Annotated in this window: 29 protein-coding genes and 1 other annotated feature; of the genes, 16 read left to right on the forward strand and 13 right to left on the reverse strand. The window is 34.9% G+C overall.

What is annotated here, in order from left to right; all coding sequences use genetic code 11:
* The 3 genes from BUB12_RS09825 to BUB12_RS09835 form a co-directional block, all read right to left on the reverse strand.
* Positions 1–219, reverse strand: a complete 219-nt coding sequence (locus tag BUB12_RS09825; protein ID WP_072890492.1) for a DUF2249 domain-containing protein — start codon at positions 217–219, stop codon at positions 1–3.
* Positions 216–461 (reverse strand): DUF2249 domain-containing protein, encoded by a 246-nt coding sequence (locus tag BUB12_RS09830; RefSeq protein WP_072890495.1) that lies wholly within the window; start codon positions 459–461, stop codon positions 216–218. Before BUB12_RS09830 ends, BUB12_RS09825 begins: the two co-directional genes overlap by 4 nt.
* Before the next feature lie 136 nt (positions 462–597).
* Complete coding sequence (locus BUB12_RS09835; protein ID WP_072890496.1) at positions 598–1,290, reverse strand: Crp/Fnr family transcriptional regulator; 693 nt, start codon at positions 1,288–1,290, stop codon at positions 598–600.
* 214 nt (positions 1,291–1,504) lie between these two features.
* On the opposite strand from BUB12_RS09835, the gene BUB12_RS09840 reads away from it, so the two are divergent.
* Positions 1,505–1,744 (forward strand): DUF2249 domain-containing protein, encoded by a 240-nt coding sequence (locus BUB12_RS09840; RefSeq protein ID WP_072890499.1) that lies wholly within the window; start codon positions 1,505–1,507, stop codon positions 1,742–1,744.
* Positions 1,745–1,910: 166 nt separating this feature from the next.
* On the forward strand, positions 1,911–3,053 hold the full coding sequence (locus tag BUB12_RS09845) for a TIGR04053 family radical SAM/SPASM domain-containing protein (RefSeq protein ID WP_072890500.1): 1,143 nt from the start codon (positions 1,911–1,913) through the stop codon (positions 3,051–3,053).
* Positions 3,054–3,130: 77 nt separating this feature from the next.
* Here the strand turns inward: BUB12_RS09845 and BUB12_RS09850 are convergent, their stop codons facing one another.
* Positions 3,131–3,940, reverse strand: coding sequence for an undecaprenyl-diphosphate phosphatase (locus BUB12_RS09850; RefSeq protein ID WP_072890541.1), 810 nt, complete (start codon positions 3,938–3,940; stop codon positions 3,131–3,133).
* Between the two features lie 102 nt (positions 3,941–4,042).
* Between BUB12_RS09850 and BUB12_RS09855 the strand changes: the two genes are divergently transcribed.
* Positions 4,043–4,492 (forward strand): hypothetical protein, encoded by a 450-nt coding sequence (locus BUB12_RS09855; protein ID WP_072890502.1) that lies wholly within the window; start codon positions 4,043–4,045, stop codon positions 4,490–4,492.
* Between the two features lie 142 nt (positions 4,493–4,634).
* Here the strand turns inward: BUB12_RS09855 and BUB12_RS09860 are convergent, their stop codons facing one another.
* Entirely contained in the window at positions 4,635–4,814 is a 180-nt protein-coding gene (locus tag BUB12_RS09860) for a YjzD family protein (protein WP_072890505.1), read from the reverse strand.
* A 183-nt stretch (positions 4,815–4,997) separates the two neighbouring features.
* Between BUB12_RS09860 and BUB12_RS09865 the strand changes: the two genes are divergently transcribed.
* The 6 genes from BUB12_RS09865 to BUB12_RS09895 all read left to right on the forward strand — a co-directional run bounded on the left by BUB12_RS09865 (position 4,998) and on the right by BUB12_RS09895 (position 10,560).
* The gene (locus BUB12_RS09865; RefSeq protein WP_072890507.1) at positions 4,998–5,612 is read left to right on the forward strand and encodes a hypothetical protein; all 615 of its coding nucleotides are present in this window, start codon (positions 4,998–5,000) and stop codon (positions 5,610–5,612) included.
* A 20-nt stretch (positions 5,613–5,632) separates the two neighbouring features.
* Positions 5,633–6,583 (forward strand): BMP family ABC transporter substrate-binding protein, encoded by a 951-nt coding sequence (locus tag BUB12_RS09870; protein WP_072890509.1) that lies wholly within the window; start codon positions 5,633–5,635, stop codon positions 6,581–6,583.
* Positions 6,584–6,880: 297 nt separating this feature from the next.
* Positions 6,881–7,822 carry a beta-ketoacyl-ACP synthase III gene (locus tag BUB12_RS09875; RefSeq protein WP_072890511.1) on the forward strand — a complete coding sequence of 314 codons (942 nt, stop codon included), beginning with the start codon at positions 6,881–6,883 and terminating at the stop codon, positions 7,820–7,822.
* A gap of 30 nt (positions 7,823–7,852) precedes the next feature.
* The gene (gene fabF / locus BUB12_RS09880) at positions 7,853–9,091 is read left to right on the forward strand and encodes a beta-ketoacyl-ACP synthase II (protein ID WP_072890513.1); all 1,239 of its coding nucleotides are present in this window, start codon (positions 7,853–7,855) and stop codon (positions 9,089–9,091) included.
* A 409-nt stretch (positions 9,092–9,500) separates the two neighbouring features.
* The gene (locus BUB12_RS09890; protein WP_072890519.1) at positions 9,501–9,707 is read left to right on the forward strand and encodes a YuzI family membrane protein; all 207 of its coding nucleotides are present in this window, start codon (positions 9,501–9,503) and stop codon (positions 9,705–9,707) included.
* Between the two features lie 79 nt (positions 9,708–9,786).
* Positions 9,787–10,560, forward strand: coding sequence for a YjbA family protein (locus BUB12_RS09895; protein WP_072890522.1), 774 nt, complete (start codon positions 9,787–9,789; stop codon positions 10,558–10,560).
* Between the two features lie 34 nt (positions 10,561–10,594).
* On the opposite strand, the gene trpS is transcribed toward BUB12_RS09895, so the two are convergent.
* From trpS to BUB12_RS09910, 3 genes are all read right to left on the reverse strand, one after another.
* Entirely contained in the window at positions 10,595–11,584 is a 990-nt protein-coding gene (trpS, locus tag BUB12_RS09900; RefSeq protein WP_072890524.1) for a tryptophan--tRNA ligase, read from the reverse strand.
* 157 nt (positions 11,585–11,741) lie between these two features.
* Positions 11,742–11,913 (reverse strand) — a binding site (T-box leader).
* Between the two features lie 197 nt (positions 11,914–12,110).
* Positions 12,111–12,347: a hypothetical protein gene (locus BUB12_RS09905; protein WP_072890526.1), complete on the reverse strand. Its 237-nt coding sequence runs from the start codon at positions 12,345–12,347 to the stop codon at positions 12,111–12,113.
* A 15-nt stretch (positions 12,348–12,362) separates the two neighbouring features.
* A complete protein-coding gene (locus BUB12_RS09910) occupies positions 12,363–12,977 on the reverse strand; it encodes a sigma-70 family RNA polymerase sigma factor (RefSeq protein ID WP_084063294.1) in 615 nt (204 codons plus the stop codon).
* An 864-nt stretch (positions 12,978–13,841) separates the two neighbouring features.
* Between BUB12_RS09910 and BUB12_RS09915 the strand changes: the two genes are divergently transcribed.
* Positions 13,842–14,348, forward strand: a complete 507-nt coding sequence (locus BUB12_RS09915; protein WP_084063295.1) for a hypothetical protein — start codon at positions 13,842–13,844, stop codon at positions 14,346–14,348.
* A 61-nt stretch (positions 14,349–14,409) separates the two neighbouring features.
* Here BUB12_RS09915 and BUB12_RS09920 read toward each other — a convergent pair whose 3' ends face one another.
* From BUB12_RS09920 to BUB12_RS18015, 3 genes are all read right to left on the reverse strand, one after another.
* Positions 14,410–14,988: an N-acetylmuramoyl-L-alanine amidase family protein gene (locus BUB12_RS09920; RefSeq protein WP_072890528.1), complete on the reverse strand. Its 579-nt coding sequence runs from the start codon at positions 14,986–14,988 to the stop codon at positions 14,410–14,412.
* A gap of 1,245 nt (positions 14,989–16,233) precedes the next feature.
* Entirely contained in the window at positions 16,234–16,707 is a 474-nt protein-coding gene (locus BUB12_RS09925; RefSeq protein WP_234982644.1) for a Uma2 family endonuclease, read from the reverse strand.
* Complete coding sequence (locus BUB12_RS18015; protein WP_234982646.1) at positions 16,671–16,808, reverse strand: hypothetical protein; 138 nt, start codon at positions 16,806–16,808, stop codon at positions 16,671–16,673. The genes BUB12_RS09925 and BUB12_RS18015 overlap by 37 nt, the downstream gene beginning before the upstream one ends.
* A gap of 406 nt (positions 16,809–17,214) precedes the next feature.
* Between BUB12_RS18015 and BUB12_RS09930 the strand changes: the two genes are divergently transcribed.
* Complete coding sequence (locus BUB12_RS09930; RefSeq protein WP_072890530.1) at positions 17,215–17,778, forward strand: Uma2 family endonuclease; 564 nt, start codon at positions 17,215–17,217, stop codon at positions 17,776–17,778.
* A gap of 156 nt (positions 17,779–17,934) precedes the next feature.
* On the opposite strand, the gene BUB12_RS09935 is transcribed toward BUB12_RS09930, so the two are convergent.
* Together BUB12_RS09935 and BUB12_RS09940 are read right to left on the reverse strand one after the other, a co-directional pair.
* Positions 17,935–19,329 (reverse strand): amidase, encoded by a 1,395-nt coding sequence (locus tag BUB12_RS09935; protein WP_084063296.1) that lies wholly within the window; start codon positions 19,327–19,329, stop codon positions 17,935–17,937.
* Positions 19,326–19,511 (reverse strand): hypothetical protein, encoded by a 186-nt coding sequence (locus BUB12_RS09940; RefSeq protein ID WP_072890531.1) that lies wholly within the window; start codon positions 19,509–19,511, stop codon positions 19,326–19,328. Before BUB12_RS09940 ends, BUB12_RS09935 begins: the two co-directional genes overlap by 4 nt.
* A 129-nt stretch (positions 19,512–19,640) precedes the next feature.
* On the opposite strand from BUB12_RS09940, the gene BUB12_RS09945 reads away from it, so the two are divergent.
* The 5 genes from BUB12_RS09945 to BUB12_RS09965 all read left to right on the forward strand — a co-directional run.
* Complete coding sequence (locus BUB12_RS09945) at positions 19,641–21,713, forward strand: catalase (protein ID WP_407668443.1); 2,073 nt, start codon at positions 19,641–19,643, stop codon at positions 21,711–21,713.
* Positions 21,714–21,859: 146 nt separating this feature from the next.
* Positions 21,860–23,038, forward strand: coding sequence for an MFS transporter (locus BUB12_RS09950; RefSeq protein WP_072890533.1), 1,179 nt, complete (start codon positions 21,860–21,862; stop codon positions 23,036–23,038).
* 90 nt (positions 23,039–23,128) lie between these two features.
* Positions 23,129–23,482, forward strand: coding sequence for a hypothetical protein (locus BUB12_RS09955; protein WP_072890535.1), 354 nt, complete (start codon positions 23,129–23,131; stop codon positions 23,480–23,482).
* A gap of 29 nt (positions 23,483–23,511) precedes the next feature.
* On the forward strand, positions 23,512–24,060 hold the full coding sequence (locus BUB12_RS17860; RefSeq protein WP_072890536.1) for a DUF6155 family protein: 549 nt from the start codon (positions 23,512–23,514) through the stop codon (positions 24,058–24,060).
* Between the two features lie 366 nt (positions 24,061–24,426).
* The coding region (locus BUB12_RS09965) for a transposase (protein ID WP_143155588.1) at positions 24,427–24,950 on the forward strand (524 nt) is incomplete at its 3' end.

Below are 24,950 nucleotides of genomic sequence, written 5' to 3' on the forward strand. Positions count from 1 at the left end.
CTAATCACCCGTTTTCGTAATTGTAATTTTGAAGCTTCCATCCTCCTGTGGTTCCGTTTCGTGCAAATACCCTCTGTCATTCAACTCTTCATATAAAAACATTGGTCTACGGTCATTAATAATGGCAAGCTTCTCACCATCATTCATTTTTTCTAGGGCTTTTAACGTACGCATCATCGGTTGAGGTGGTTCTAGGCCACGGTTATCGATTGTATTCATTCGGACATCTCCTTTTTGATATAGGTAACCTTCCAATGTTTTTTCTCGATTTTTTCTGCTTCATATGAAAATCCTTTACGTCCTAATACTTTGTGTAATGGAACTGGGTTAAATGGGGCATGAAGAATAAACGCTTGACCGTCTTTTAATCCTTTAACGGTTCCCATTATTTTATCGAATGGTTCTTTCTTCAGACGCAAATCTTCTCTTACGTCTAATTCTACAAATGGCTCATTATTCATGTAATCACCTCTAATTTTTCGTTATACATACATGATAATGATTTTCAATTAGTAGAGTAGTGACGATTGTCACACATTGCAATTGTTTATTTACAATAAAAAAGAGAGGCAAGACTAATTGTCTTACCTCTCTTGGTTATACAATTTCACCATGAAGTTCTTCAAAGTCAATAATGAAATAGCCATTCTCATCTGTTGAGATTAAATCTTTTTTCTTTAATTGAGTTAATGTACGACTGACCGTTTCGCGGCTGGAACCGATCATATTTGCTAATTCACGATTGGTAAACTGTGTTGTAATCCGGATTGTTCCATCTTCTAATTCTTTTCCATAATTCTTTGTTAAGCGTAGTAACAGTTTTATAATTTGTTCATATGTGTTTAGGAGTATTTTTTCTTCCAATCTTCCCTGCAAATCTACGATAATGTCTCCTAATACGCGAAAGAGTTTGACGCAAATTTCTGGATGAGTAATTAAGAAGTTTTCAAACATATGAATTGGGATATAAATCAAAATTGCATCCTCAACGACCTCAGCATGTGCTGGACAATCATCTTGTCTGAAAAATCCTTGGTGAGGAAACATATCGCCACGTTGTAATACGTTAACAATCTGTTCTTTCCCATTTAAATCTGTTTTATATATTTTAACCTTACCTTGGTGAATAAAATATACATTCGTTAAAGGGTCACCTTGCATAAAAATATGAGAACCACTGCGATACATACGATGTTTTGCTAATTCTAATACTGGTTCCATTTCTTCTTCTGTAAGTCCTTTAAATATCGGAAAGCGTTGTAAAAGCTCCTTAATTGCTTGAGTATTCATTAGTTATGCCCCTTTCAATTACACACTTCCTTTAGTAAGGGTGCTTCAAAGATTTCTAATAACATTTTATCACGAGAGAAACAGAATTAGTTAACAATTTGTGACTAATTATTGGAACTGTGATGAAAATCATAGGTAAATGGTGCTTCTTATCACATTATTTTTAAGTTAGGCTATCTAAGATGAGAGTATAACCATTAAGGAGGAATTTAACATGAGTGAAATTACTTACGCAGCAAAATTGCATGCTCCAGATATTGAACCTAGAATTAGACATCCAAGAATCTTTGAAGTATTTGAATCATTAAAGCCAGGTGAATTCATGGAATTAACAAATGACCATGATCCAAAACCTTTAGAATATCAATTCATGATGGAGAGACCAGGTACTTTTACTTGGGAATATTTAGAAGAAGGGCCATCCATTTGGAGAGTGGCTATCGGTAAAAAATAGTTTTTCAATAGATCCTCTATTTGGAGGGTCTATTTTTGTTCTAAAACTTGAAACAGCTGTTTATGACCAATTGTTGACGCTTTTTAAAAGAGTGATAAATATCACATCTAGTCATCCGAGATTGTATTAAAGTTTATTTATACACAGAAATTGCTGGAGGGATATTATGTTTAATCGAGACTATAATGAAAACCCATTTATCGTAATATGGGAGTTAACTCGTGCTTGCCAGTTAAAATGTTTACATTGCCGTGCCGAAGCACAACATCATCGTCATCCATTAGAATTAACATTTGAAGAAGGTAAAAAACTTATTGATGATATATATGACATGGATAATCCAATGCTAGTTTTTACTGGAGGTGATCCATTAGAGCGTCCAGATGTATTTGACATTGCGGAATATGCAGTGAAAAAAGGTGTACGTGTTTCAATGACTCCATCAGCTACACCAAATGTAACAAAAGAAGCAATGCAGAAAGCGAAAGATGTAGGACTATCAAGATGGGCTTTTAGTGTTGATGGTCATTGTGCAGAAGTTCACGATCACTTTAGAGGAACTTCAGGTTCATTTGATTTAACGATGAATGCGATTAAATATTTGCATGAATTAGACATGCCATTGCAAATAAATACCGTTATTTCACGCTATAACTACGATTACTTAGATGAAATGGCTAAAATGGTAGAAGATTTAGGGGTTGTATTATGGAGTGTATTCTTCCTTGTACCAACGGGTCGTGGGAAAGAATCTGATATGATTTCACCAGCTGAACATGAAAAAGTATTTCGTTGGTTAAATAACTTATCAAAACGCGTTCCATTTGACATTAAAACAACAGCAGGACAACATTATCGTCGAGTAGTTATTCAAGATAAAATGCGTGAAGCAAAAGGGTTAAGCGATAAAGATCATATTTTTTATGAAGATGCATTATCAAAAGGAGCAACCGGTTCAATTGATGGTTTAGGTCGTGCGCCTAAAGGTGTAAATGATGGGAACGGCTTTGTGTTTATTTCACACACTGGAGACGTTTATCCGAGTGGATTGTTACCAATTAAAGCTGGTAACATACGCCAAACACCACTTGCTACTATTTATCGTGAGTCGGAAGTATTCCAGAACTTAAGAAATCCTGATAAGTATAAAGGGAAATGTGGAATCTGTGAATTCCGTCATGTCTGTGGAGGATCACGTTCAAGAGCGTACAATGTAACTGGTGACTACATGGAAAGCGAACCATACTGCGTTTATATTCCACGTGCCATGCGAGAACAGAAAAAAGCAGAAAGAGCAGCAGCGAAATAGATAGTGTGATACAAAAATCCAATTTATTATCCCAAAGCAAAACAAGCTCGAAACCATATGGGTTCCGAGCTTGTTTTTTACATGAATAAAATAACCAAAATACCAACGATAAAGCAATAAAAAGCAAAATATTTTAAGTTACCACGAGCCATTACATTCATAAACCATTTTAACGCATAGAACGAAGCAATAATGGAAGCCATGAATGCTAATATATTTGGAATAAGAAGAGCATTAAAGTTTTCATCATTAACTATATCGCCAACAGAAAGGATGGTTACACCCAAGCTCACTGGAATATATAATAAAAATGAGAATCGAAGTGCTGTTTCTTGTTTCATCCCTACGAGCATGGCAGCAACGATAGTCGCACCTGAACGACTGATACCTGGAATGAGTGCAACTGATTGGGCTAGTCCAACAATTAATGCGTCTTTTACCGTAATCTGTCCATCGTTTTTCTTCCCACGTAGATTACGAATGACCCACAATGCAACCCCAGTAACTAATAATGTAATACCAACAGTTGAAGCAGTACTAAGGTCACCAATTTTATCTTCAAAAAGAACTCCGATAATGCCGGTTGGAATCGTTGCAATAACTAAAAAGAGAATAAATTGAAAGTCACTTTTTGCATCCGGATCTTTGGAGACGATAAAACGAAAACCATTCTGAATAAGACGGATGATATCTTTTCGATAAATTAGTAAAACAGCAATTAATGAACCAAAGTTAACCATGATTTCAAATGTTAGTCCATCTGGTCCAACATCAAATAAATCTCTTAATAAAACTAAGTGACCACTAGATGAAATGGGAATTGGTTCTGTGAAGCCTTGTACAAGACCAAGAAATATATATTTAATAAGGACCCATAATTCATTAATAAATTCCAAATTCTTTCCTCCTAAAAAATACTAATTTTCCCATCTGATTCTGTCACTCATTACTAGGCGTGTGAATAGTCTAGTTGGTGAGGAGGTTATAAAATGCATCATAAACATAAAGAAATGTACGAATTATGTAAGACCCATATGCATTCATATGTGCTTGCAGAATTAACAGATGGTTCACAATTTGACGGTATCGTTACAGGCTTAGATGATGAAAATGTCTACTTCGCCGTTCCAACTGAAGTCCCAGAAGGTGTTCCATCACAAGGACAAATGCCAGTTCAACAAGGTGTTACGGGGCAAATGTCACTCCCACAACAAGGTCAACCAATGCAATATCCAGTCCAACAGGGTCAACCAATGCAAATGCCTGGAAACCAACAAATGCCAATGTTTGATCAAGGGCAACGCGTATTTGGTTGGGGTTATCCAGGTTATGGGTATGGCTATCCAGGATATGGTTATGGTTACGGGCGTCCTAGATTCCGTAGACTAGTTTTACCTCTAGCTGCACTTGCAGCATTAAGTGTACTACCATGGTATTAAATTACCACAGTAAATATTCATTTTCAAAACCAATCTAATCCTGTCAAGTCCTTCGAAACGATATTATTTAATGTAAATCAGCCAATCAAAAACCCTTGCCTTATTAACCAAGATGGCAAGGGTTTTTACACTAATATGTAAATTATTGCTCTTTCTTTTGTCTTAATACACCATCACCTAAAATAAAGATAGCGATTGAGAATACAGCGGCTACAATTAGAGTATCAACTAATAAGAATTCTGCTCCACCCATACTAGATAATACATAGGATAGTACAAACGTGATTAATACAGCCCAAATAATTGTCCATAGATAACGCATGATTTACACCTCTTTTTCTATATGTGTTGAATTTTTAAATAATTAATGGTTTTGATTTTGTGTAAATATAAATAAACAAACTCCTCATATAGTTTACCAAATGAAACGATAAATTTAAAGTGTTTTATAAAACGTTTGAATAGAAATAATTGGTTACTTTTATTATCTAGAGGGAGGAATTGTATGTCTTTATTAATTGTTAATTGTTTTCATTGGATTGGTTTTCATCTAGTTGATCATTTATTGGAGGAAGGGTATGAAGTTTGTGGCATGGATGACCTTGGTTCTGAGAAAAAGGAGAACCTATCGATGTTTTTTGGTCGAAACGATTCTTTTAAACTCATTTCTGAAAAAGAGGAATCTGAATTTGACACAGTAATCGTAGTGGATGATGTTTTCCCTGCGACAATTTCTTCTAAAAAGACGATAGAGATAGGGTTTAATTCGATAGAAGGCAGGGAAGGACAAATAATACAGGTAACTGTACCTATTCTATTTGGTGAATGGATGCCGATGTCGGAAGAAGGTATTATTTATAATGATCGACTAATACCTTTTGAATCGGAAGAATTTTTAACAGAGGCAATCTATATAAATGACTTCATACAAGTGTTCTCTCAGTTAATAAAAGCAAGCAATTTATCTAATAATATTATGGTATGTTCACAAAAATGTAGAGATTCTAAAGATGTATCACTTGAAAACTCTATCTATATTCGTGACAATGTACCTATAGAGGAAAAAGTAGAAGAAGTTAAACGACATTATCAGCGATATAAAGACTTCTATGGTAGTTGAAAGAACGGAGTGTACGTAACTTGAAAAAATATCTGGTGCTATTCATTTTTATTATCCTTTTTCTATCGGGGTGTTCCAATTCTTATAATGAAGGAGACATACAAAAAGTTGGTATGTTAACAGAAGGTAAAATTCACGACCACCCATGGATCGAAAAAGGATATGAAGGTCTAAAAACAGTTGAAGAAAAATTTAATGTAGAGGTCGTCTATAAAGAGAATATAGCACCTGGAGAAGAAACTTCAGATGTTGTTGAGGAACTAGTTAATGATGGAGTTAATTTGATTTTTGGTCATAGTAGTAGTTACGGAAAAAGTTTCTTTGAAATAAGTAAAGATTATCCTGATGTCCATTTTGTTTATTTTAACGGAACGTATTATAACGAAAATGTAACTAGTCTTAACTTTAACTCTCACGCTATGGGCTTTTTTGCAGGTATGCTAGCTAGTGAAATGAGTGAAACAAATGAAGTAGGGATTATTGCTGCCTATCAATGGCAACCTGAAATTGAAGGGTTTTATGAAGGTGTTAAGTACCAAGATGAAACTACAAATATTCAAATGAATTTTATATATGACTGGAATGATACTTCGATTGCCTTAGAAATGTACGAACAAATGAAAGATAAAAATGTCGATGTATTTTATCCAGCAGGTGATGCGTTTAGTGAAACAATTATTCAACATGCAAGTAAAGATCAACTATACGCAATTGGGTATGTCTCGGATCAATTAGAAATTGACCCTAGAACAGTGTTGTCTAGTACAGTACAGCGTGTTAATGAATTGTATGAGATCGTTGCAGAAAGATTTAATAAAGGGGAATTAGAAGGCGAGATTATAACCTTTGATTTTAAAGATGAAGTGCTGTCGATAGGAGAGTTTAGCCCGGATGTACCAGAAAGCTTTAAGAATGAAATATTAGAAGCGGTTGAAGAATATAAGGAATCAGGATTATTACCTAATCAGTAGATTGATTGGGTAATTTTTTTGGTTTAAATGGCGTGGTCTTGTTGTTCTGGTTGTCTCGACGCCCATTTGACGATTTTTCTATCCCAAAAGGTAATTGATAGGGCTCCTCGATTTTCTTAGCTTTTTATCATCTTGTCCACAGTAGTAATGAACTTCGATTAGTTCAAACCAGACTGAATTTAACGCGCCCAAAATACCTCATCGTGAGAAATGGAACTTGCATCTGAATTCATTATGCATTAAAATTAGTACCAAGTCATAATATTTGATAATAAAAGTTAGTAAGGGGATGTCTATATGGGAGTAGGCGTATTAGGAACAGGTCATTACATTCCATCTAATGTGGTTACAAATAAAGATTTAGAAAAAAGAGTAGATACAAGTGATGAATGGATTCGTACGAGAACTGGAATAGAAGAGAGAAGGATAGCTGAAGACGATATGGATACTTCCGACATGGCCTTTCATGCAGCTGTTCATGCATTGGAAGATGCTAATGTGAAAGCAGAAGATATCGACCTAATTTTGGTTGCTACCGTAACTCCAGATACTCCTTTTCCGTCTGTGTCCTGTATGCTGCAAGATAGATTAGGAGCAGTTAAGGCTGCTGCGATGGATGTTAGTGCTGCGTGTGCGGGTTTTATGTATGGAATGATTACTGCCAAGCAATTTATTGAAACAAAAGTTTACAAACATGTTTTAGTTGTAGGAACAGAGAAACTTTCTAAAATCACCGATTGGAGTGATCGCAATACTTGTGTCTTATTCGGTGATGGTGCAGGTGCTGCAGTGATGGGAGAAGTACCTGAAGGAAAAGGAATTCTGTCATTTGAATTAGGTGCTAATGGTGCTGGTGGAGAGCATTTGTATCAGGATGTTGACTCTGGACATTTACAAATGAATGGGAGAGAGGTTTTCAAATTTGCTGTTCGTCAAATGCCTGAATCCTCAGTTAAAGTAATTGAAGAAGCTGGTTGCAAACGAGAAGATGTTGATTACCTAATTCCGCATCAAGCGAATATACGAATTATGGAAGCAGCAAGGGAGAAGTTAGGAATCTCTGAAGACCGAATGGCTACTTCAATTAAAAGATATGGAAATAATTCTTCGGCTTCTATACCTATGGCTTTATCAGAGAGTGTACAGAATGGTAAGATTAAAGATAATGATTTAGTAGTTTTAGTTGGATTTGGAGCAGGTTTGACGTGGGGCGCTATTGCTTTACGTTGGGGGAAATAATAAAGAATACGTAATAGGAGGAGTACCATAATGGAGGAAAGAAGAGTTGTTGTTACAGGACTTGGAGCTGTGACCCCAGTTGGTAATGATGTGAATACTATGTGGGAAAGTCTCATTAATGGAAAATCCGGAATAGATTATTTAACTCATGTAAATGCAGAGGAATTTCCAGCGAAAGTTGCTGCACAAGTGAAAGATTTTGACCCAACTTTATATGCAGATAAAAAGGATGTACGTAAAATGGATCCTTTTACCCAATTTGCTGTTGCAGCTTCAAAAATGGCAGTAGAAGATGCTGGCTTGACGATTGATGATAGTAATGCTCATCGTGTTGGTGTATGGATTGGTTCAGGTATCGGTGGCATGCAAACCTATGAAGAGCAATTTAGAAAGTTTTTAAACAAAGGATATAAGCGTGTTAGTCCATTCTTTGTCCCAATGATGATCCCTGATATGGCTGCAGGTCAGGTAGGTATCCAATTGGGAGCGAAAGGAATTAATTCATGTACGGTTACAGCTTGTGCTTCAGGGGCTAACTCTGTAGGAGATGCTTTTAAAGCTGTTCAACGTGGTGATGTTGATTATATTATCGCAGGTGGAACAGAGGCACCTATTACGAATATGGCTGTAGCAGGGTTCTCTTCTATGAAGGCATTATCTTTTTCTGATGACCCTAACACGGCAAGTCGACCATTTGATAAAAACCGAAGTGGATTTGTAATGGGAGAAGGCGCAGGAATTCTAGTACTAGAGACACTAGAAACGGCACTAGAACGTGGTGCAACGATTTATGCAGAAATCGTAGGTTATGGCTCAACAGGGGATGCCTATCATATTACAGCTCCTGCTGAACATGGTGAAGGTGCTGCACGTGCCATGCAACATGCGGTAAAAGATGCAGGTATCGAATTGACTGATGTTGATTATATTAATGCTCACGGCACTAGTACCGAATTGAATGATAAATATGAAACAGAAGCTATCAAAACAGTTTTTGAAGATCATGCTTACAAATTAGCTGTTTCCTCTACCAAGTCTATGACAGGGCATTTACTAGGTGCAGCAGGTGGAGTAGAATCTGTTATATCAGTGAAAGCAATTAAAGATGGCATTATACCACCAACAACGAATTATGAAGAACCAGACCCAGATTGTGATTTAGACTACGTACCTAATACAGCTAGAAAGCAAGATGTAAATGTTGTAGTTAGTAATTCACTAGGATTTGGTGGACATAACGTATCATTGATCTTTAAAAAATATGAATAAGAGAGAGGCTGACTGCAGTAGTGGTCAGTCTTTTTTTTGAGGGCCGGGTGCTGCTGATTTCCCGAAGATTAGTGAAATTTACTCGAAGTTACTAGAAAGTCCCCGGAGTTCTCTAGAAAGTTCCCGAAGTTATTGATAAAGTCCCCGAAGTTATCAGTAAAGCCCTCGGGGTTATCGGCAAAGCCCACGAGGTTATCGGCAAAATCCTCGGGGTTATCGGTAAAGCCCTCGAGGTTATCGGTGAAATCCTCGGATTTATCAGTAAAACTCCTAAAAGCCACCCCTGACAAACAACCACCACAACAATCCTTGCAAAAATATATTTTCCCCTTCTAAACAATCAATCATTTTATAAATAAATCTAGCATATACTCTATAAAAAATAGTGGACAAGCGTGGGTGAAAATAGATGGGGTATGTATTTTTATTTTTGATAGGATTTGGACTAGCTGTTACAGGTGGGGTATCGATTATTGGATATATGAATTTTTTGCCAGCAGGTGTGTCTTGGGCAGAGTATTTTATTTTTATTAAAGGCAGAATAGAGTGTTACTTCCTGCCAATTGGTATTATTATCATGGCCTTTGTCATTTATCAATTCCCCAATCGATTTTAACCAACAATCACTCGAATAAAATTTTTTAGGATGGTCATAATGTATGTTAAATGATTCATTCAAAAGTGAGGGGTGTTGTATGTTATATTTACACGATGTTTGGGTGAACTGGTTTGAAGGTGAAGAAAATGGCTATAATGTCTGTTATTTTCATGAATGGCGTAAAGAAGATGGAATAGAGTTACTAGATCAAGTGCCTTTACTATACATAACTGAGAATTTATACAACTATATTGAAAATGATATGCATGATTTGCCAAAACCAATGTTAGATGCTATTTATAAGCGTGCATTCGTACGTAAAGGGCAAGAAAGAACAGGTCTTGAATATGCTTGTGTAGTGACAGATGGAAATGAAATCATTGCGTTTGACACGATTGGATATCAAATTCCAATACGTAAAAGCCGGCTAATCCCAAGACAAGAACAATTAGTATTTGACATGATTGAAAATGCGAAACAACAAAACTTTGATTTTGACGACCGTAATTATCAAAAAGAATATCATATGTTATCTATGTCACCAGATTTGGTATTTGGGTTAACTAGAAGAGAAAGACAATTAAAGCAATTATTAATGATGGGATTGGATCAGTTACGTACTACAAATAATATCGGAGAATTACGATATTGGTTAACAGAATGGGATCCAAAGCAATATCCGTTTATCCGATATATGGATGAAGAAAAAGTATGGGAAGCTCTTTATGATGGAGTGAAAGATGGATGGAGCAAAGCACATGAAGATTTATGTGCAAAGCTTATTAAAGGACAACCATTCCTAGAAAAAATGTGGGAAATGGAACACAATTACCAACATAAAACGCAAAGGCAGAAATCAAAAAATCAGTGAGCGTAATGCCTCACTGATTTTTTGCATTTTCTTATTACTTTTTCACTCTACCTAATCCAACAGCTTTCTTTGCTTTTCTTATCGTTTTATTTGCAACGAAGGAAGCTTTTTCTGCACCTTCATCTAAAATTTCATCTAATTCTGGTGAAGCAATTAATTCATTGTATCGTTCTTGAATTGGTTGAAGAACTTCAATGACAGCATCTGCAACACCCTGTTTGAACTCCCCATACCCTTTTCCTTCATAACGTTTTTCGATGGTTTCAATTGATTCACCAGTACAACTTGCATAAATTGTAAGAAGGTTAGAAACACCAGGTTTATTTTCTTTATCATATTTAACAATACCATCGGAATCGGTAACGGCACTCTTAATTTTCTTTTCAATTTTCTTCGGAGTATCTAACATAGAGATAAAGCCTTTTTCGTTTTCATCGGATTTACTCATTTTCTTTGTAGGCTCTTGTAAACTCATGATTCGGGCACCTACTTCAGGAATACGAATTTCCGGAATCGTGAAGATATCATTAAATCGATGGTTAAAACGTTGTGCTAAATCTCTCGTTAGTTCTAAATGTTGCTTCTGGTCATCTCCTACAGGAACTAGGTTGGCATTGTACAATAGAATGTCTGCAGCCATTAAAGAAGGGTACGTAAATAATGCCGATGATACCGCATCTTTTCCTTCTGACTTATCTTTAAACTGAGTCATTCTCTCCAATTCACCCATATAACTTATAGATTGTAGAATCCATCCCAATTGTGTGTGGGCAGGAACTTCAGATTGAATAAATAATGTTGATTTTTTTGGATCAATTCCAGATGCTAGATACAGTGCTGATAGGGACCGAATGTTATTTCTAAGTTCTAGACGGTCTTGAGGAACTGTAATTGCATGTTCATCAACTACACAAAAATAGCAATTATAGTCCTCTTGTAGCTCCACAAATTGTCTAAGTGCTCCTAAATAATTTCCTAACGTTAGTGTTCCACTAGGTTGAATACCTGAAAAGATAGTTTGCATGATAGTCACTCCTTAATAATTTTTCAAAAGTGCATACGCCCGGTTAGCGATGACACGGGCAACTTTTTAACGTGAATCTTCAATCAGTTGGGGTCAAAAGTCCGTTAAATGCGGGATAAATTCCTAAGACGCAAAAAAAGCCCATTCATTCCCTGTAGAAAGGGACGAATGAACCGCGTTGCCACCCTAATTATCTTAAACTTTAAGATCACTTCATTAGTACTAGCTCCAAAGTCCAATTCCAATTCACCTTGATGCTTGTTTTCACCAACCACAAGCTCTCTAAAAATCAGAGGGTTATTGTACTACGCCTTTTTCATTGCCATTCTTATTTATTTAGCCTTATTATATACGAAATAACTTAAAGAAAGCAAGCCAATTAACGGCTTTTAAACGATATTATTTAGGTTCTAAGAACAATACAACTTTTTGACAATAAAACAGCCTCAAAGCTATAAAATATACGGTTCAAGGCTGTTTAATCTTCTTTCACCCGAATAGGTAGGATAATTATTTAAGTTGTTTATTATTTTCCAAAGTCTATTATATCATTTTTTGATTGAATAAATTGGGCAAGGAAACCTTCAAAATCTTGAGGTTTCAAATTTTGTAATTTTTCACGTGATTCGAGTATCTTTAGCTTTATTTCTTGTTGCAAGTCCTCTTGGTCCTGTAATTTGGTATTACCTAATGATTTTTTAATTTTAGGAGTTAAAATTTCAATCAATTTGAGTAAATCATCATTGCTTAATCTTGTATTCATAATAAACATCTTTTCTTAACATGAAAAATCACCTTTACAATTTGTGTTTTGTAATGATTCCCTTAACCTTTTAATTAATACTTTTTTTATATTAGATATATTTTGAGGGCTTTCTTTAAAATAATCTGCTATTTCTTTGTTTGTCAATCCATTAAAAATAAAAAGCTTAAGCACTATTTGTTGCTTCTTGGTTAGTTTTTCTAGTGCTTTTGAAAGCTTTTTATCATGCACTAGGGTTGGTAAATGATAAAAAGCTATCTGTTCTTCATAATTCACTGTATAGGATGCCATATTATCAATTAAACTTCTTTCGGTTTCCGCTTGAATTGGTTGATCTAAAATTAAATGATTTCGGCTTCTCCTTTTTCTTTGTCTCTTATCGAAATCTATAGAATAAAAGTAAATTAATGAGGTTAGATACTTGAATACCTTAGATTTATAAAAAAATCTTTTGAATGTGTCATTTAATTTTTTTGCATTGTCTTCGGAAGGACTAGTATAAAAGTCCATGAATACCCTGTAATTATCCTCATCATTTAAGAATGTTTTTATGATTGGCTCATCATAAAAACTGCTATAATAGTCAAGTGCATTTTTAATTGAATGAGGTGTACGAAATACATCCCCCAAATAATCCCCTCCTTTATATTTAAAGAGAAACTAGAGCAGAAATCTTAAATTAAAATGTATTATTTCAACGTTTTAACCAATTTTGTAATATAGTAAGATTCTAAAAAATGTAGAGTTAGTTGTATCTTATGTGTGAAAATCGAATAGAGGGTGTATTAATGTTTAGATTGACTGTCCAAAATTAATAAGAGGATTAAATTTATTGATTCACTGAGGGATTATAAGAATGCAATTCTAGCCGAATTATGATTTATAATTTAAATGTTTTTTAGGGTAACTGATTACAGTCATCCAATTGAACCAGTTGTGCCATCTTTTTAATCCACCTGTGACAATAAAATGATCCAATTGTGACAAAGGTGATCAACCTATAGGAATATAATGCTATCTTAACCACAGCTTTAGCTGTTTGCCCTTGACCGCCGAGCCACTTCTTAGTGATCGCTGGAAGGGGTCGGGGCCCCACCAGCGGAACTTAGAAGTGATTGTCCGTGGTACGCTGTTGATGCGAATGGAGCCTCAAGGGCTTTATTTCTCCTATTCGCCATCAAAACCACTACCACGGACACAAACAAGGTCAAGGGTGGTGGCGGTTGTTGCTAAACACGGAAGTTTGTATACTGGCTCCCACTTGGCAATGGTGGATCAAAATTGTGTCCTAAGTGGATCAAAAACATGGCAGAGGTAGGGCTAATCAATGTCTTTCTTCAGGGTAAAAGGAAAAACTATCCAAAATATAGTTCTTTGTTGAATGACACTGAGTAAAACTTGGACTCATAGCATTTTCAGTGCATATTTTCAAGGTAGAAAGAATTGTGTTAGAATAATATTTGTACTCAACGACAACGTATACGAGGGGATACTATGAAAAATATCAAACGTACGATTGTTATACTTTTATTGATTATACTTATAGTAACAATAGCATGGCTTTTTATTAGGAAAACATTCTTTCCTGAACTCGAAGCAGTAAACATGATTAACACATATTATCAATCTATCATTGATGAGGATTATGATGAGGCTTTTGAACAGTTATATTTATTCGATTATAACGAGCCTGATGAAAATGCAAATATAAAAGCTGGGACAAATTTACGAAAATCTGAAGCAAGAGAATTTTACTTAAAGAAGATAAATTATTTAAAGGATAAAAATTATCGTTTAAAAGACTATGAGATTGTAGAAGTAGAGTATGCGGACGGCCATTCTTTTTGGCACCATATTGAACTAGAAGTAGAAGTTAACGGAAAACTATACAATTGGCATGAAACAGCGTCAATTTACGAAGGTAAACTAATGATTGGAGAAAGAGAAGATCAATTCGCTAAGTATCGAGATGGAAAAATGAATATCTCTTTAATTGATTAAATAAAAAGGTCTGTTTTTACAGTTTGTAAAAACAGACCTTTTGTTCTCTTCTTATAACACCTTATGCGATAACAATGTCGCTATTAAAGTATCGATCAATACCAAGAGCAATGTCATGTGCTAAAACACTTTTATAAGAATCTCTATCCCAATCAACGTCTGCGATTGATGCCATCTCAACTAATACTTTTGCTGCAACGTCATTTGTATCACGTAAAATTGCGAAGTTTCCAGTTAAAGCACCGTAGTGTTGAAAAGCGGCACGACTGATTTCTAAGGCTAATTGTTTAGAAATCATTTTCTCATAAGATGAAGTTTGACTTCCATTGTAATAGAAGGAGCCTGAACCGCCCCATGGTGAATTACAATGCAAACTTACCAAAGCATCATAGCCACCGGGATATCCTTTATTAATATATTCTACTCTTTTGTTAATGTCATCATCAATTGTGGTACCACCATAATCTCTATCCCATAATCTGATTTGAAAAACTGTAGCACCTAGTCCGATAAGATGGTTTCTTACACGATTTGCCATATCTAGAGTGATTTCTTTTTCAATATTATCTCCCCAAGTAGCTCCTTCGTATTCACCACCATGACCCGGGTCAAGAAGTATTACTTTTCCTACTAAACTCATATACAATCCTCTCCTAACATGTTTAGTAAACTAGTAAGGAAATAGTCCGGACTAAATTCACCTTACAACTTATAAAGAGGATTGTAGCGGGAAATTAACAACTAAAATTTATAAGATATTTTAATTTAGTTAAGATTACCTAATATTAGAATTTGCATCAAGATTCTATACAACAGTTTTCCTTAGTAAACAACTTTAAAGTTTGAAGGGCATTTAAAAAGCAGATAACATTTGAGTTTTCTAGTATAATTTCATTATATTTTAAGAAATTAGGATTGAGTTACTTGGTTTAAAAGAATTTATAAATTAAGATTTAATGTGGAAGAGAAAAGCATCTTCATGTAGTTTGGTAAAAATACTCAAATAAGATAACTTTAAATTGGGGAAATGGTGACTTCCAAATACTCTGGTGAGATTACAGAGAATCTCTATGCTGAAACTAAGATTTCAATTAGATATGGTAAACAAACTATCATAGGAAAATAAGTAAATTGTAGAAATAGAAAAGGTATAATCGTTTTAGTAACAAAATAAAAGAAAAGCCACCTAATTAAGGTGGCTTTATTCATAGTTCATTGTCTTGGCAAGGATTTAAGAGTTTAAATGATATAATTAGTCTACTAGTAAATCTACCCACTCTTAATTATAAATTCTAAAGTAATATAGTTGAGACTATCTTCTTTAACTAAAAAGTTATGAGGTTTCATGACACACGCCCCGCGGTGCCACCCTAATTATTCTGCAAATGCAGAATCACTTTGAATGTTTAATTAGCTCGAAAGTCCAATTCCAATTTACCTTGATGCTTGTTTTCACCAACCACAAGCTCTCTTAAAATCAGCGGGCAATTGTACTACGCCTTTGTCGTTGCTAATGATATTGAGTTTTTTATATTATATATATACTTATTGTAAATTGCAAGTGGTGGACGTCATTAAGTAAGTTAAAGTAAGTGTTCAAAAGGAGGATAAAAAGGACGGAGAAGTTCGAGGCGGCGTAGCTTTGAGCATAAGGAAAGCTTCTCTGAATCCACATCGCACGAAGGAAAAGTGTACTTCTTTTCCAAGGAAGCCGACTTCTGCGTTTTTTCCTTTTAAATAATTTTACCTTGGTATTGATTACACGAAGTAACTCAAGGGGGAATTCATGTTGAAACACATGATGTTACTTCACTAAAGGACGAGCGAATGCGAGTTTTTCTAAGATTGGCTATATATGCAATATATTTCATAAAAGTATTACAATTTAAAATGAAAAAATATCTTCAATTGAAAAATGAACGTATGAAAAGTAGGTGGAGAAAAAAGACTGATTTTCATTGGAATAGATGTCTTCTAACTTTAGAAATCCATTCTGAAGCACATATTTTTCAATGTAGCGATTATGATAATCAACAATTAAATATTCTGTCACGCCTGTTTTCTCATAATAATTCTTTTTTAATAGCCGGTCATTCCGTCCCGTACTTGGGGATAAAACTTCCGCAACTAAATCAGGTGCACCATAACATCTGTTATTCCGTAGTTTATTTTGATCACAAACAATAGAGAAATCAGGTAATACAACAACATCATCTTTTCCCTTTTTCTCATTGTTAAATGGTAAAATAACTTGAAGATTACTTGCAAACATAAAACAATGACTGCCTTTTAGTGCATTTCTGAATTCCCCTATCAGGTTTGCTATGACATTCTCATGTTCAAATGATTCTGGTGCCAAAAAACAGGGGTGCCCTCGTATAATTCTGCACGTTCTTCCTCTTTAGCATAAATTAAAAATTCATCTAGGGTATACGTTTGATTTTTATCCAATTGAGACATCAGCTAATCTCCTTTTATCACATCATTAAATTTTCCTTAATAATAGCCAAATTCAGTTATTAATTCAATTAATAATGGGAGAAAATATGAGGATTGGTTCATCTAACAATCAATGGGGATAGGGGAACACAGACTAAAACCGCTACATCCTGTGGCAACATCTCAACGTCTGCATGACCTACATCCTGTAGGCCCAAATCCCTCCACTGATTGAAGATTCACTTTATTGTCCATGATCAAAAGCTAGTGGAAGAGGCTGACCGAATCCTGTTTCAGTAGTCAATAATCGAGCCTTATGGTGTACAGGTATTAAGAAGTAATTGTGGTTAAACAAGTGTAGAATGTTTAACAAAACATGGTAGAATAAATATAATTGGCAATTTAGAAAAAGAGGAGTAAGAATGTGATGAATCAATATCGAAAAGATCCTGTATCAGTAGAAGAGTATTTTCGAATACGAGAAAGCTCTGATGAGTTACTAGAATACATTGACGGGTTTGTTTACATGTCGCCATCACCATCAACAGAACACCAACGTATATCTAGAAAGTTGGAGTTGGGAATTGGGAATTTTCTTGAAGGAAAGTCTTGCGAATTATTTCATGCGCCATATGACATTGAATTAATAGGAAAGGAGAAGCAGGATACAAAAATTGTTATTCCAGACATCAGTATCATTTGTGATAAAAGTGGTTTTACAGATGCTAGATATGTAGGGGTGCCAGACCTAATTGTTGAAATCTTAAGTCCTTCCAATCAATCACATGATCTCATTACAAAATTAAATCTTTATATGAACTATGGTGTTAAGGAGTATTGGATTGTTAATCCGATGCTGAATTCAGTAACGGTATATGCTTTAAATGATGAAAATATGTATGAACAATATGACATGAAAATAGATACAGGTGAAGTGAAATCTAAATTGTTTAATGGTTTACGGATTGATATATCATATGTTTTTAACTGAATAAACAAACAAAGGAGAAATAACCTCCTCTCATTACCTTAATGGTTTTCGTGTTGATATAACAGAGATATTTATAGATTGATACCTTATAATATATTTAAAAACAAATAAAAGTGGGCGAATCCCCGCTTTTTGTGTGAATTCTTTTATATCATTCTAGTTCTTTTTAAGAGAGAACTTTAATGGCTCGATATTTTCCCATGTGTTTCCAACCTGGAGTAGAAGTTTTTCAGAAAGATGATTTCCAATAAATTGCATGCCTGCAGGTAGTCCATTTTGGTCTAATCCCATTGGTACTGCTAGACTAGGGACTCCTGTTAGATTAATTGGAACGGTGTATGGTATACAACGTCTAACTACATCTAGATTCTGTTCAATCCAGTTTTTAGAATAGGCTGGGGTAGTAATAGGTATCGTCGGTGCTACCATAATATCAACATCTAAGAAGACCTTATGAAACGCTTCTATCATTTTTCTTCTAGCTTGTTGTGACTGAAGGTATTGTGGTGTATTAGTAAGTGTCCCTGCTAGAAAGAAAGATCGTATATCAGTAGAATATTTCTCAGAATGATTTTGAAGCCATTCGTAATGAGTGATAGAAGCTTCTCCAGTGACAATACTGTACCCTGAATATGTTGACATGGATAATTCAGGAATTGAAACTTCTTTAATTTCAGCGCCTAAGTCTTGTAGAGATTGGATCGCATTGTTGAAAAGATGTTCAATATCTGGATCCAATCCCTCTAAATAATAAGTAGGTATACCAATCTTTAATTGACTAATCCCTTTATTTAAATCCTCATAATAATTAGGAACAGAAACTTGAAGACTTGTTGGATCATTCTCATCGTATCCAGCCATATATTGAAGCATCATAGCTAAGTCTTTAACTGAACGCGCCATTGGCCCAACAGTATCTAATGAGACAGCTGTCGGGAAAATACCATGTGTACTAATAAGTCCATAGGTTGGCTTTATTCCGTATACGCCACACATAGCTGCTGGTAACCGAATAGAACCAAAAGTGTCTGTACCAGTTGCAATGGGTGTCAAACCTGCTGCTAAGGATGCAGCTGCTCCACTGCTTGAGCCACCTGGCATGTGATTCGTGTTCCAAGGGTTTCTAGTATTTCCGAAAAAAGGGTTCGTACCGGTTGACCCTGCAGCCAACTCGTGCATGTTTTGCTTCCCTAACATAATTGTTCCTGCCCCAAGCAGTCTATTTATGACTGTTGCATCTTCATCAGGAATAAAATCTGCAAATAGCTTAGACCCAACTGTAGTTCTAATCCCTTTTGTGTACATATTATCTTTTATCCCAATTGGAATGCCGTGTAGTGGTCCTTTATACATCCCACTCATAATTTGGTTTTCTGCCTCTCTTGCTTGAGAGAGAGCGATTTCTGGTAACGGAGTGATGTACGTATGCAACATGGGGTCTATGTTATTTATACAATTCAGTAGACGCATCGTTAATTCTACTGGAGACAATTGTCTTGATTTTATTAACCAACTTAGTTCTGTAGCATTCATTAAAGTAATATCTGTCACTGTAATAACCCCTTATCTACAATTGTTACTGGTATGGTCATATTAAGATGAGGAAACTTATCAAGTGGTTCTTTCGAATGATACATCACGTACATGATTTGTTGTATATATGGAATGTCTGTTTGGTAGACGGGGAATTTTTGTACTTGAAGTCCGTTTCTAATGATACTTGTATCAATCATAAAATGTACCTCCTTTTAGGTATTATTACTATATGAATTGGTAAAACTAACGTGCAAATGTAGGTGGACAGTTCTAAATTCAGAGTTCCTACATAGGTATTTAAATGGAGTAAAATCAAAAAACATAGAATGGGTGATTACATGGATGAAAAGTCATCAAGAAACCAAAAGCCTGTTAATAAAGATATTAAGCAACAGCAGTTAGATCAATATCGAGTAAAGAATACTGGCAAACCTATGACAACAATGCAAGGGAAAAAACGCTCACAAGACACCGATCAATTAAAAGCAGGTGTACGTGGTCCTTCCTTACGTCAGGATTATGAATTCTTTGAGAAAATGTCGCATTTTAACCATGAAGAAATACCGGAAAGGGTCGTTCATGCAAGAGGATATAGTGCACATGGTGAATTTGAATGCTATCAGTCTATGAGGCAGGTAACAAAGGCAGGATTCTTGCAGGAAGCAGGGAAAAAGACTCCGTTAACAATCCGTTTTTCAACGGTACAGGGACCTAAAGGATCGTATGACACGGCTAGAGATTTACGTTGTCAAGGGGTAAAACTGTACACAGAAGAAGGCAATTACGATATGACCACAATTGCCATGCCGGTACTTATTAACCAAGATGCGATGAAATTTCCTGATGCGATGCATGCTTACCAAGCGAAGCAAGATGATGATATCCCAACTGCATCTGGAGCACATGATCACTTTTGGGATTACGTAGCGAATAATCCAGAGTCACTTCATATGGTGCAATGGATTATGTCAGATCGTGGAATCTTGAGAAGTTATCGAATGATGGAATCTTGGTCAATCAATACGTACTTATTTGTTAACGAACAAGGAAAAGCAACCTTTATGAGGTATGTTTGGAAGCCTGTATTGGGTGTCCATTCGTTACTTCAAGATGAAGCGTTGAAAATAGGTGGTCTGGATCCTGATTTTCACCGAAGAGACTTACGACAAGCAATTGACATGGGAGCTTATCCTGAGTATGAACTAGGGGTTCAATTGATTCCAATGGAGGACGAATTTAAATACGACTTTGATATTTTAGACCCAGCTAAATTCTGGCCTGAAGAATTAATTCCTGTTCAGATAATTGGTAAGATGACCTTAAATCGAAATATCGATAATTATTTTACGGAATCTGAACAAGTTGCCTTTAACCCGGCAAATGTAGTTCCAGGGATTGATTTTTCCAATGACCCAGTATTGCAAGGTAGATTAATGGCCTATCGTGATACGCAACAGTATCGTCTTGGTAGTGCAAACTATGATCAGTTACCGATTAACAAAGCGGTATGCCCTGTCCATAATAATATGCGAAGAGGAGTTATGAGGGATCGAATCGATGTTGAAGAGGTAGATTATCATAATAACTCATTGGCGAATAATACACCATACACGGTGCCACCAGAACAAGGTGGATATCAGGACTATCCAGCAAAAGTAGAAGGTTATAAGATTAGAGCAAGAAGTGACTCGTTCAAGGATTATTTTACTCAACCAAGAATTCTTTGGAATAGCATGAAACCAATTGAAAAACAGCATACAATTGAAGGATTTAGCTACCAACTTGGAAAAGTAAAAAGCAAATCGGTTCGACAACAAAATGTCAATTTATTAGTAAATGTGGATAAGGAAATGGCTAATATTGTGGCTGACAATATTGGTGTTGAACGGCCAAGTGGAACTCATGTACCTGTTTCTACAAGCTATCCGTCATTAAGCCAATACAATACACCTAAATATGCATTAACCCAAAAAGTAGGAGTACTAATTGGAGATGGTTTTAACGGTGCAGAGGTTATCAGTGTACTAAATCACTTGAAACAAAGTGGGGTCAATGTAGTTATTATCAGTGACACACTTGCACCGAAAACAGGTTCAGACGGCAGTACATTAGAAGTAAATGAAACTTTCTTAACATCAAGTCCTTACCTAGTTGATTCACTGTATGTCGTAGGTGGTAATGCGAAAAATCCACTTAAATTTAAACAAGATATGACTCACTTCGTACAAAATGCTTATTCTCACTATAAACCAATCGGGATTGCTTCAACAGGACAGTCTTATATACAAACATCCAATGAAAATAATTTAGCTGGAGTTGTCTTCCAAGCAAATACACCAAATTTTGGCGAGGAATTTGTAAAGGCAATTGCGACTCAACGTTTCTGGGATCGAAAATAACTGTAACATTTAAGGAAAGAGCATTGTGATAGTGCTCTTTCCATTTATTTATTGATAAGAATGTATAAAATTTCAGAGATGTTTTCACTTTATGTTGAAGAAATGGTTTTCACTAAAAATGAGTAGAAAAGAGTGTTTTAAATGATATGATTTATTTTATCTATTTTTTAATTGTCGTTACTTTTATAGATACGTTCTCTCAACTCCCCATTATAAGTCCTTATGCACAAGAATTAGGTGCCTCCGCGTTATTAATCGGTTTAATTATTGGGATATATTCATTTACCAATATCATCGGAAATATCATTTCAGGTTATTATATTGATCAAAAAGGAATTAAGAAGATTGTTAGTCTAGGATTAATGGTGACTGGAATCATTTTAATTACCTATTCATTTGCTGAAACACCTACCCAATTATTCGTGGTCAGATTTTTTCACGGTTTAAGTGGTGGGCTATTAGTACCGGCTGCATTTACTTATTTATCAAATAAGGACCCAGGTGAAAAGAAAGGTAAAATCATGGCTTTTTCCGGAGCTTGCGTTGGGATAGCTTCTATCATTGGTCCTGCCTATGGTGGAATAATGAAGGAAACACTTGGTATCAATTTTGTATTTTCTTCGATTGGAATTCTAATGATTATTATGTCAATCATAAGTTATTTTATCTTACCGGAAGTACAAAGATCTCATGAGAAGAAAAATACAAAAACATCCGGAATTACTATTGAACTAATAAAGCGCCCACTATTAATCTATGGTTATGTGGGAGCATTTTCACTCATGTTTTCACAAGGGATATTGGCATATATGTTGCCATTAAAAGTAGAAATACTAGGATTTGATAGTAGTTTAAGTGGGGTATTGATGAGTACATTTGCCATTGTTAGTACTGCTATATTTATTTTACCGACAAATCGTCTCTATGATAAAGTACCCTATTCCATAACAATGATTATCGGTTTATTTATTCTCTCGATTTCACTATTTGCCCTTGAATTTATTGTAGCTAGATCATTACTCTATATAATAATGGGATTGTATGGGGTAGGATTTGCTTTAATTTTTCCTTCTATGTCAGCACTTGTAGCGAAGAATTCAAATGTGAACGAACGTGGTAAAGCATATGGTTTGTTTTATGGGTTCTTTTCATTTGGGGTTATAGCGGGAGCACTCATGACAGGGTTATTTACAGATGTCTTCAGTCCATTTCTCATTGGAGCTATTGTGTTGTTTATAAATTCTTCTCTATTGCTTATATTTAAAGATTTAAAGGTGGTACAAGACACGAACTATTTATCTGTTAAAAGAGCATCTCAAAAGTAAATTATATAAGGTTGTTAGGATATGGTAAAATAGAATAAATATTAGATGAACATTTTGATAGTGTTTATACTCAAGAAAAAGGATGAAAACATGAGTTATACGAGAATCGAACAAAGAATACAGCAAGAAGCCCCAGTATTATTGGAGGAGAAAGGATACATTAGTCCTATTGATTTGCTAATAAAAATGGATAAACTGACGGCAAAACAAGTAGAAGATTGGCGACATAATAGAATACCATATTTAGAAAAAGTAATTAGTGGAAATCTAAAAAACTTAAATCATGTTCTATTAACACTAAGGACATTCGCAAGTAGAAAAAACTTAAAATCTTCCATTACAGTTTACAAATCTTGGGGAAAAAAACCTAAGAAGAAACTTAGATTTTCTAAAACCGGTAATCCTTACATGGAAAAGTTGTACTCTACTCACTATGTTAAGTAATATATAAATAAATAAGGAGAATGGGGTAAATGGCAAATATAACTAAAATAAAAATTCCAGATTTGAAAAAGAACTTAAAAGAATATGATCAAAAAGATCTTATCAAATTAGTAGTAGAACTCTATAAACAAAATAAAGATATACAGAATTATTTATCCGTTAAATTTTTAGGTGATGAAGTAATGCATGAACTATTTATTAATGCTAAAAATGAAATTAATGCAGAATTTTTCCCAGATAAAGGACATGGAAAATTGCGTTTGGCTAAAGCAAAAGATGTCATCACATCATTCAAAAAGTTAACGAACGACCACACTAAATCAGTTGACTTAATGCTTTTTTACGTAGAAGTAGGAACTAAATTTACAAGTACATTTGGAGACATTGATGAAAGGTTTTATGGAAGTATGTATTCGATGTATGCCAAAGTAATTGATGAATGTGAGAACGATGAGGTGTTATTTCAAACATTTCAGGACCGATTGTATGATGTAGTGTGGAACTCGGATGGAATTGGTTGGGGCTACAGCGATGGTATAGCAGATTTATATTATTCTTTAAGTTATATAGAAGAATGAATCAAGTACCACTAGTAATGTGGCTACCTATAAGAAAGAGACTGGGGCACAACTAATTATGCGAATTCTAAAACGAACAATTCTAGTCAGAAATGTTGTAAACGTTAGGTGTTTATTAGATTGATTGATTTTTATAGTTATTAAAAACTTAAATAGTAATATTTAAATTGATGTTGATACCAAAACTAGTGAAGGAAATACACGAAGACTCCTGCGGGAGCAGAGGCATAGGTGAGACCCCACAGGACGAAAGTGAGGGCACTGAAAAAGTCCCTTTATAAAATTTTGTGTAAGTTAGTATTATTTTGTGATTAATGTAAACGATTCTATTATAATAAAGGTAACAGTTGGAAAGTGGTGAGTTCGTTGTTACAGAAACAAGAATCGTTTACGTTAAGTTCATATACAGATCTGTATGATCTGGTTGTTCCTGAAGATAATTTATTACGTCAAATGAATGAACTAGTTGATTTTTCATTTATCTTAGATGAATTAAAAGAAAAATACTGTTTAGATAATGGTCGTAATGCAGTTTCTCCTATTAGAATGTTTAAGTATTTATTATTAAAAACTATCTTCGATATATCAGATGTTGACGTGGTGGAACGTTCTAAGTATGATATGTCATTTAAGTATTTTTTGAACTATGCACCGGAAGACAAAGTAATTCATCCCAGTTCATTGACGAAGTTTCGTCGAACACGATTAGTTGACATGGATTTATTGGATATGTTGATTCATAAATCAGTTGAAATTGCTCTTGAACACGGATTAATAGAGTCGAAGACAATCATAGTTGATGCAACACACTCTGCATCACGTTACTGTGCAAAAACAGCGAAGGAGTTCCTTCAAGAGAAATCAAAACAATTACGTAAAACAATTTATCA

The sequence above is a fragment of the Ornithinibacillus halophilus genome, from assembly GCF_900129485.1.
GTDB classification, from domain to species: Bacteria; Bacillota; Bacilli; order Bacillales; family Amphibacillaceae; genus Ornithinibacillus; species Ornithinibacillus halophilus.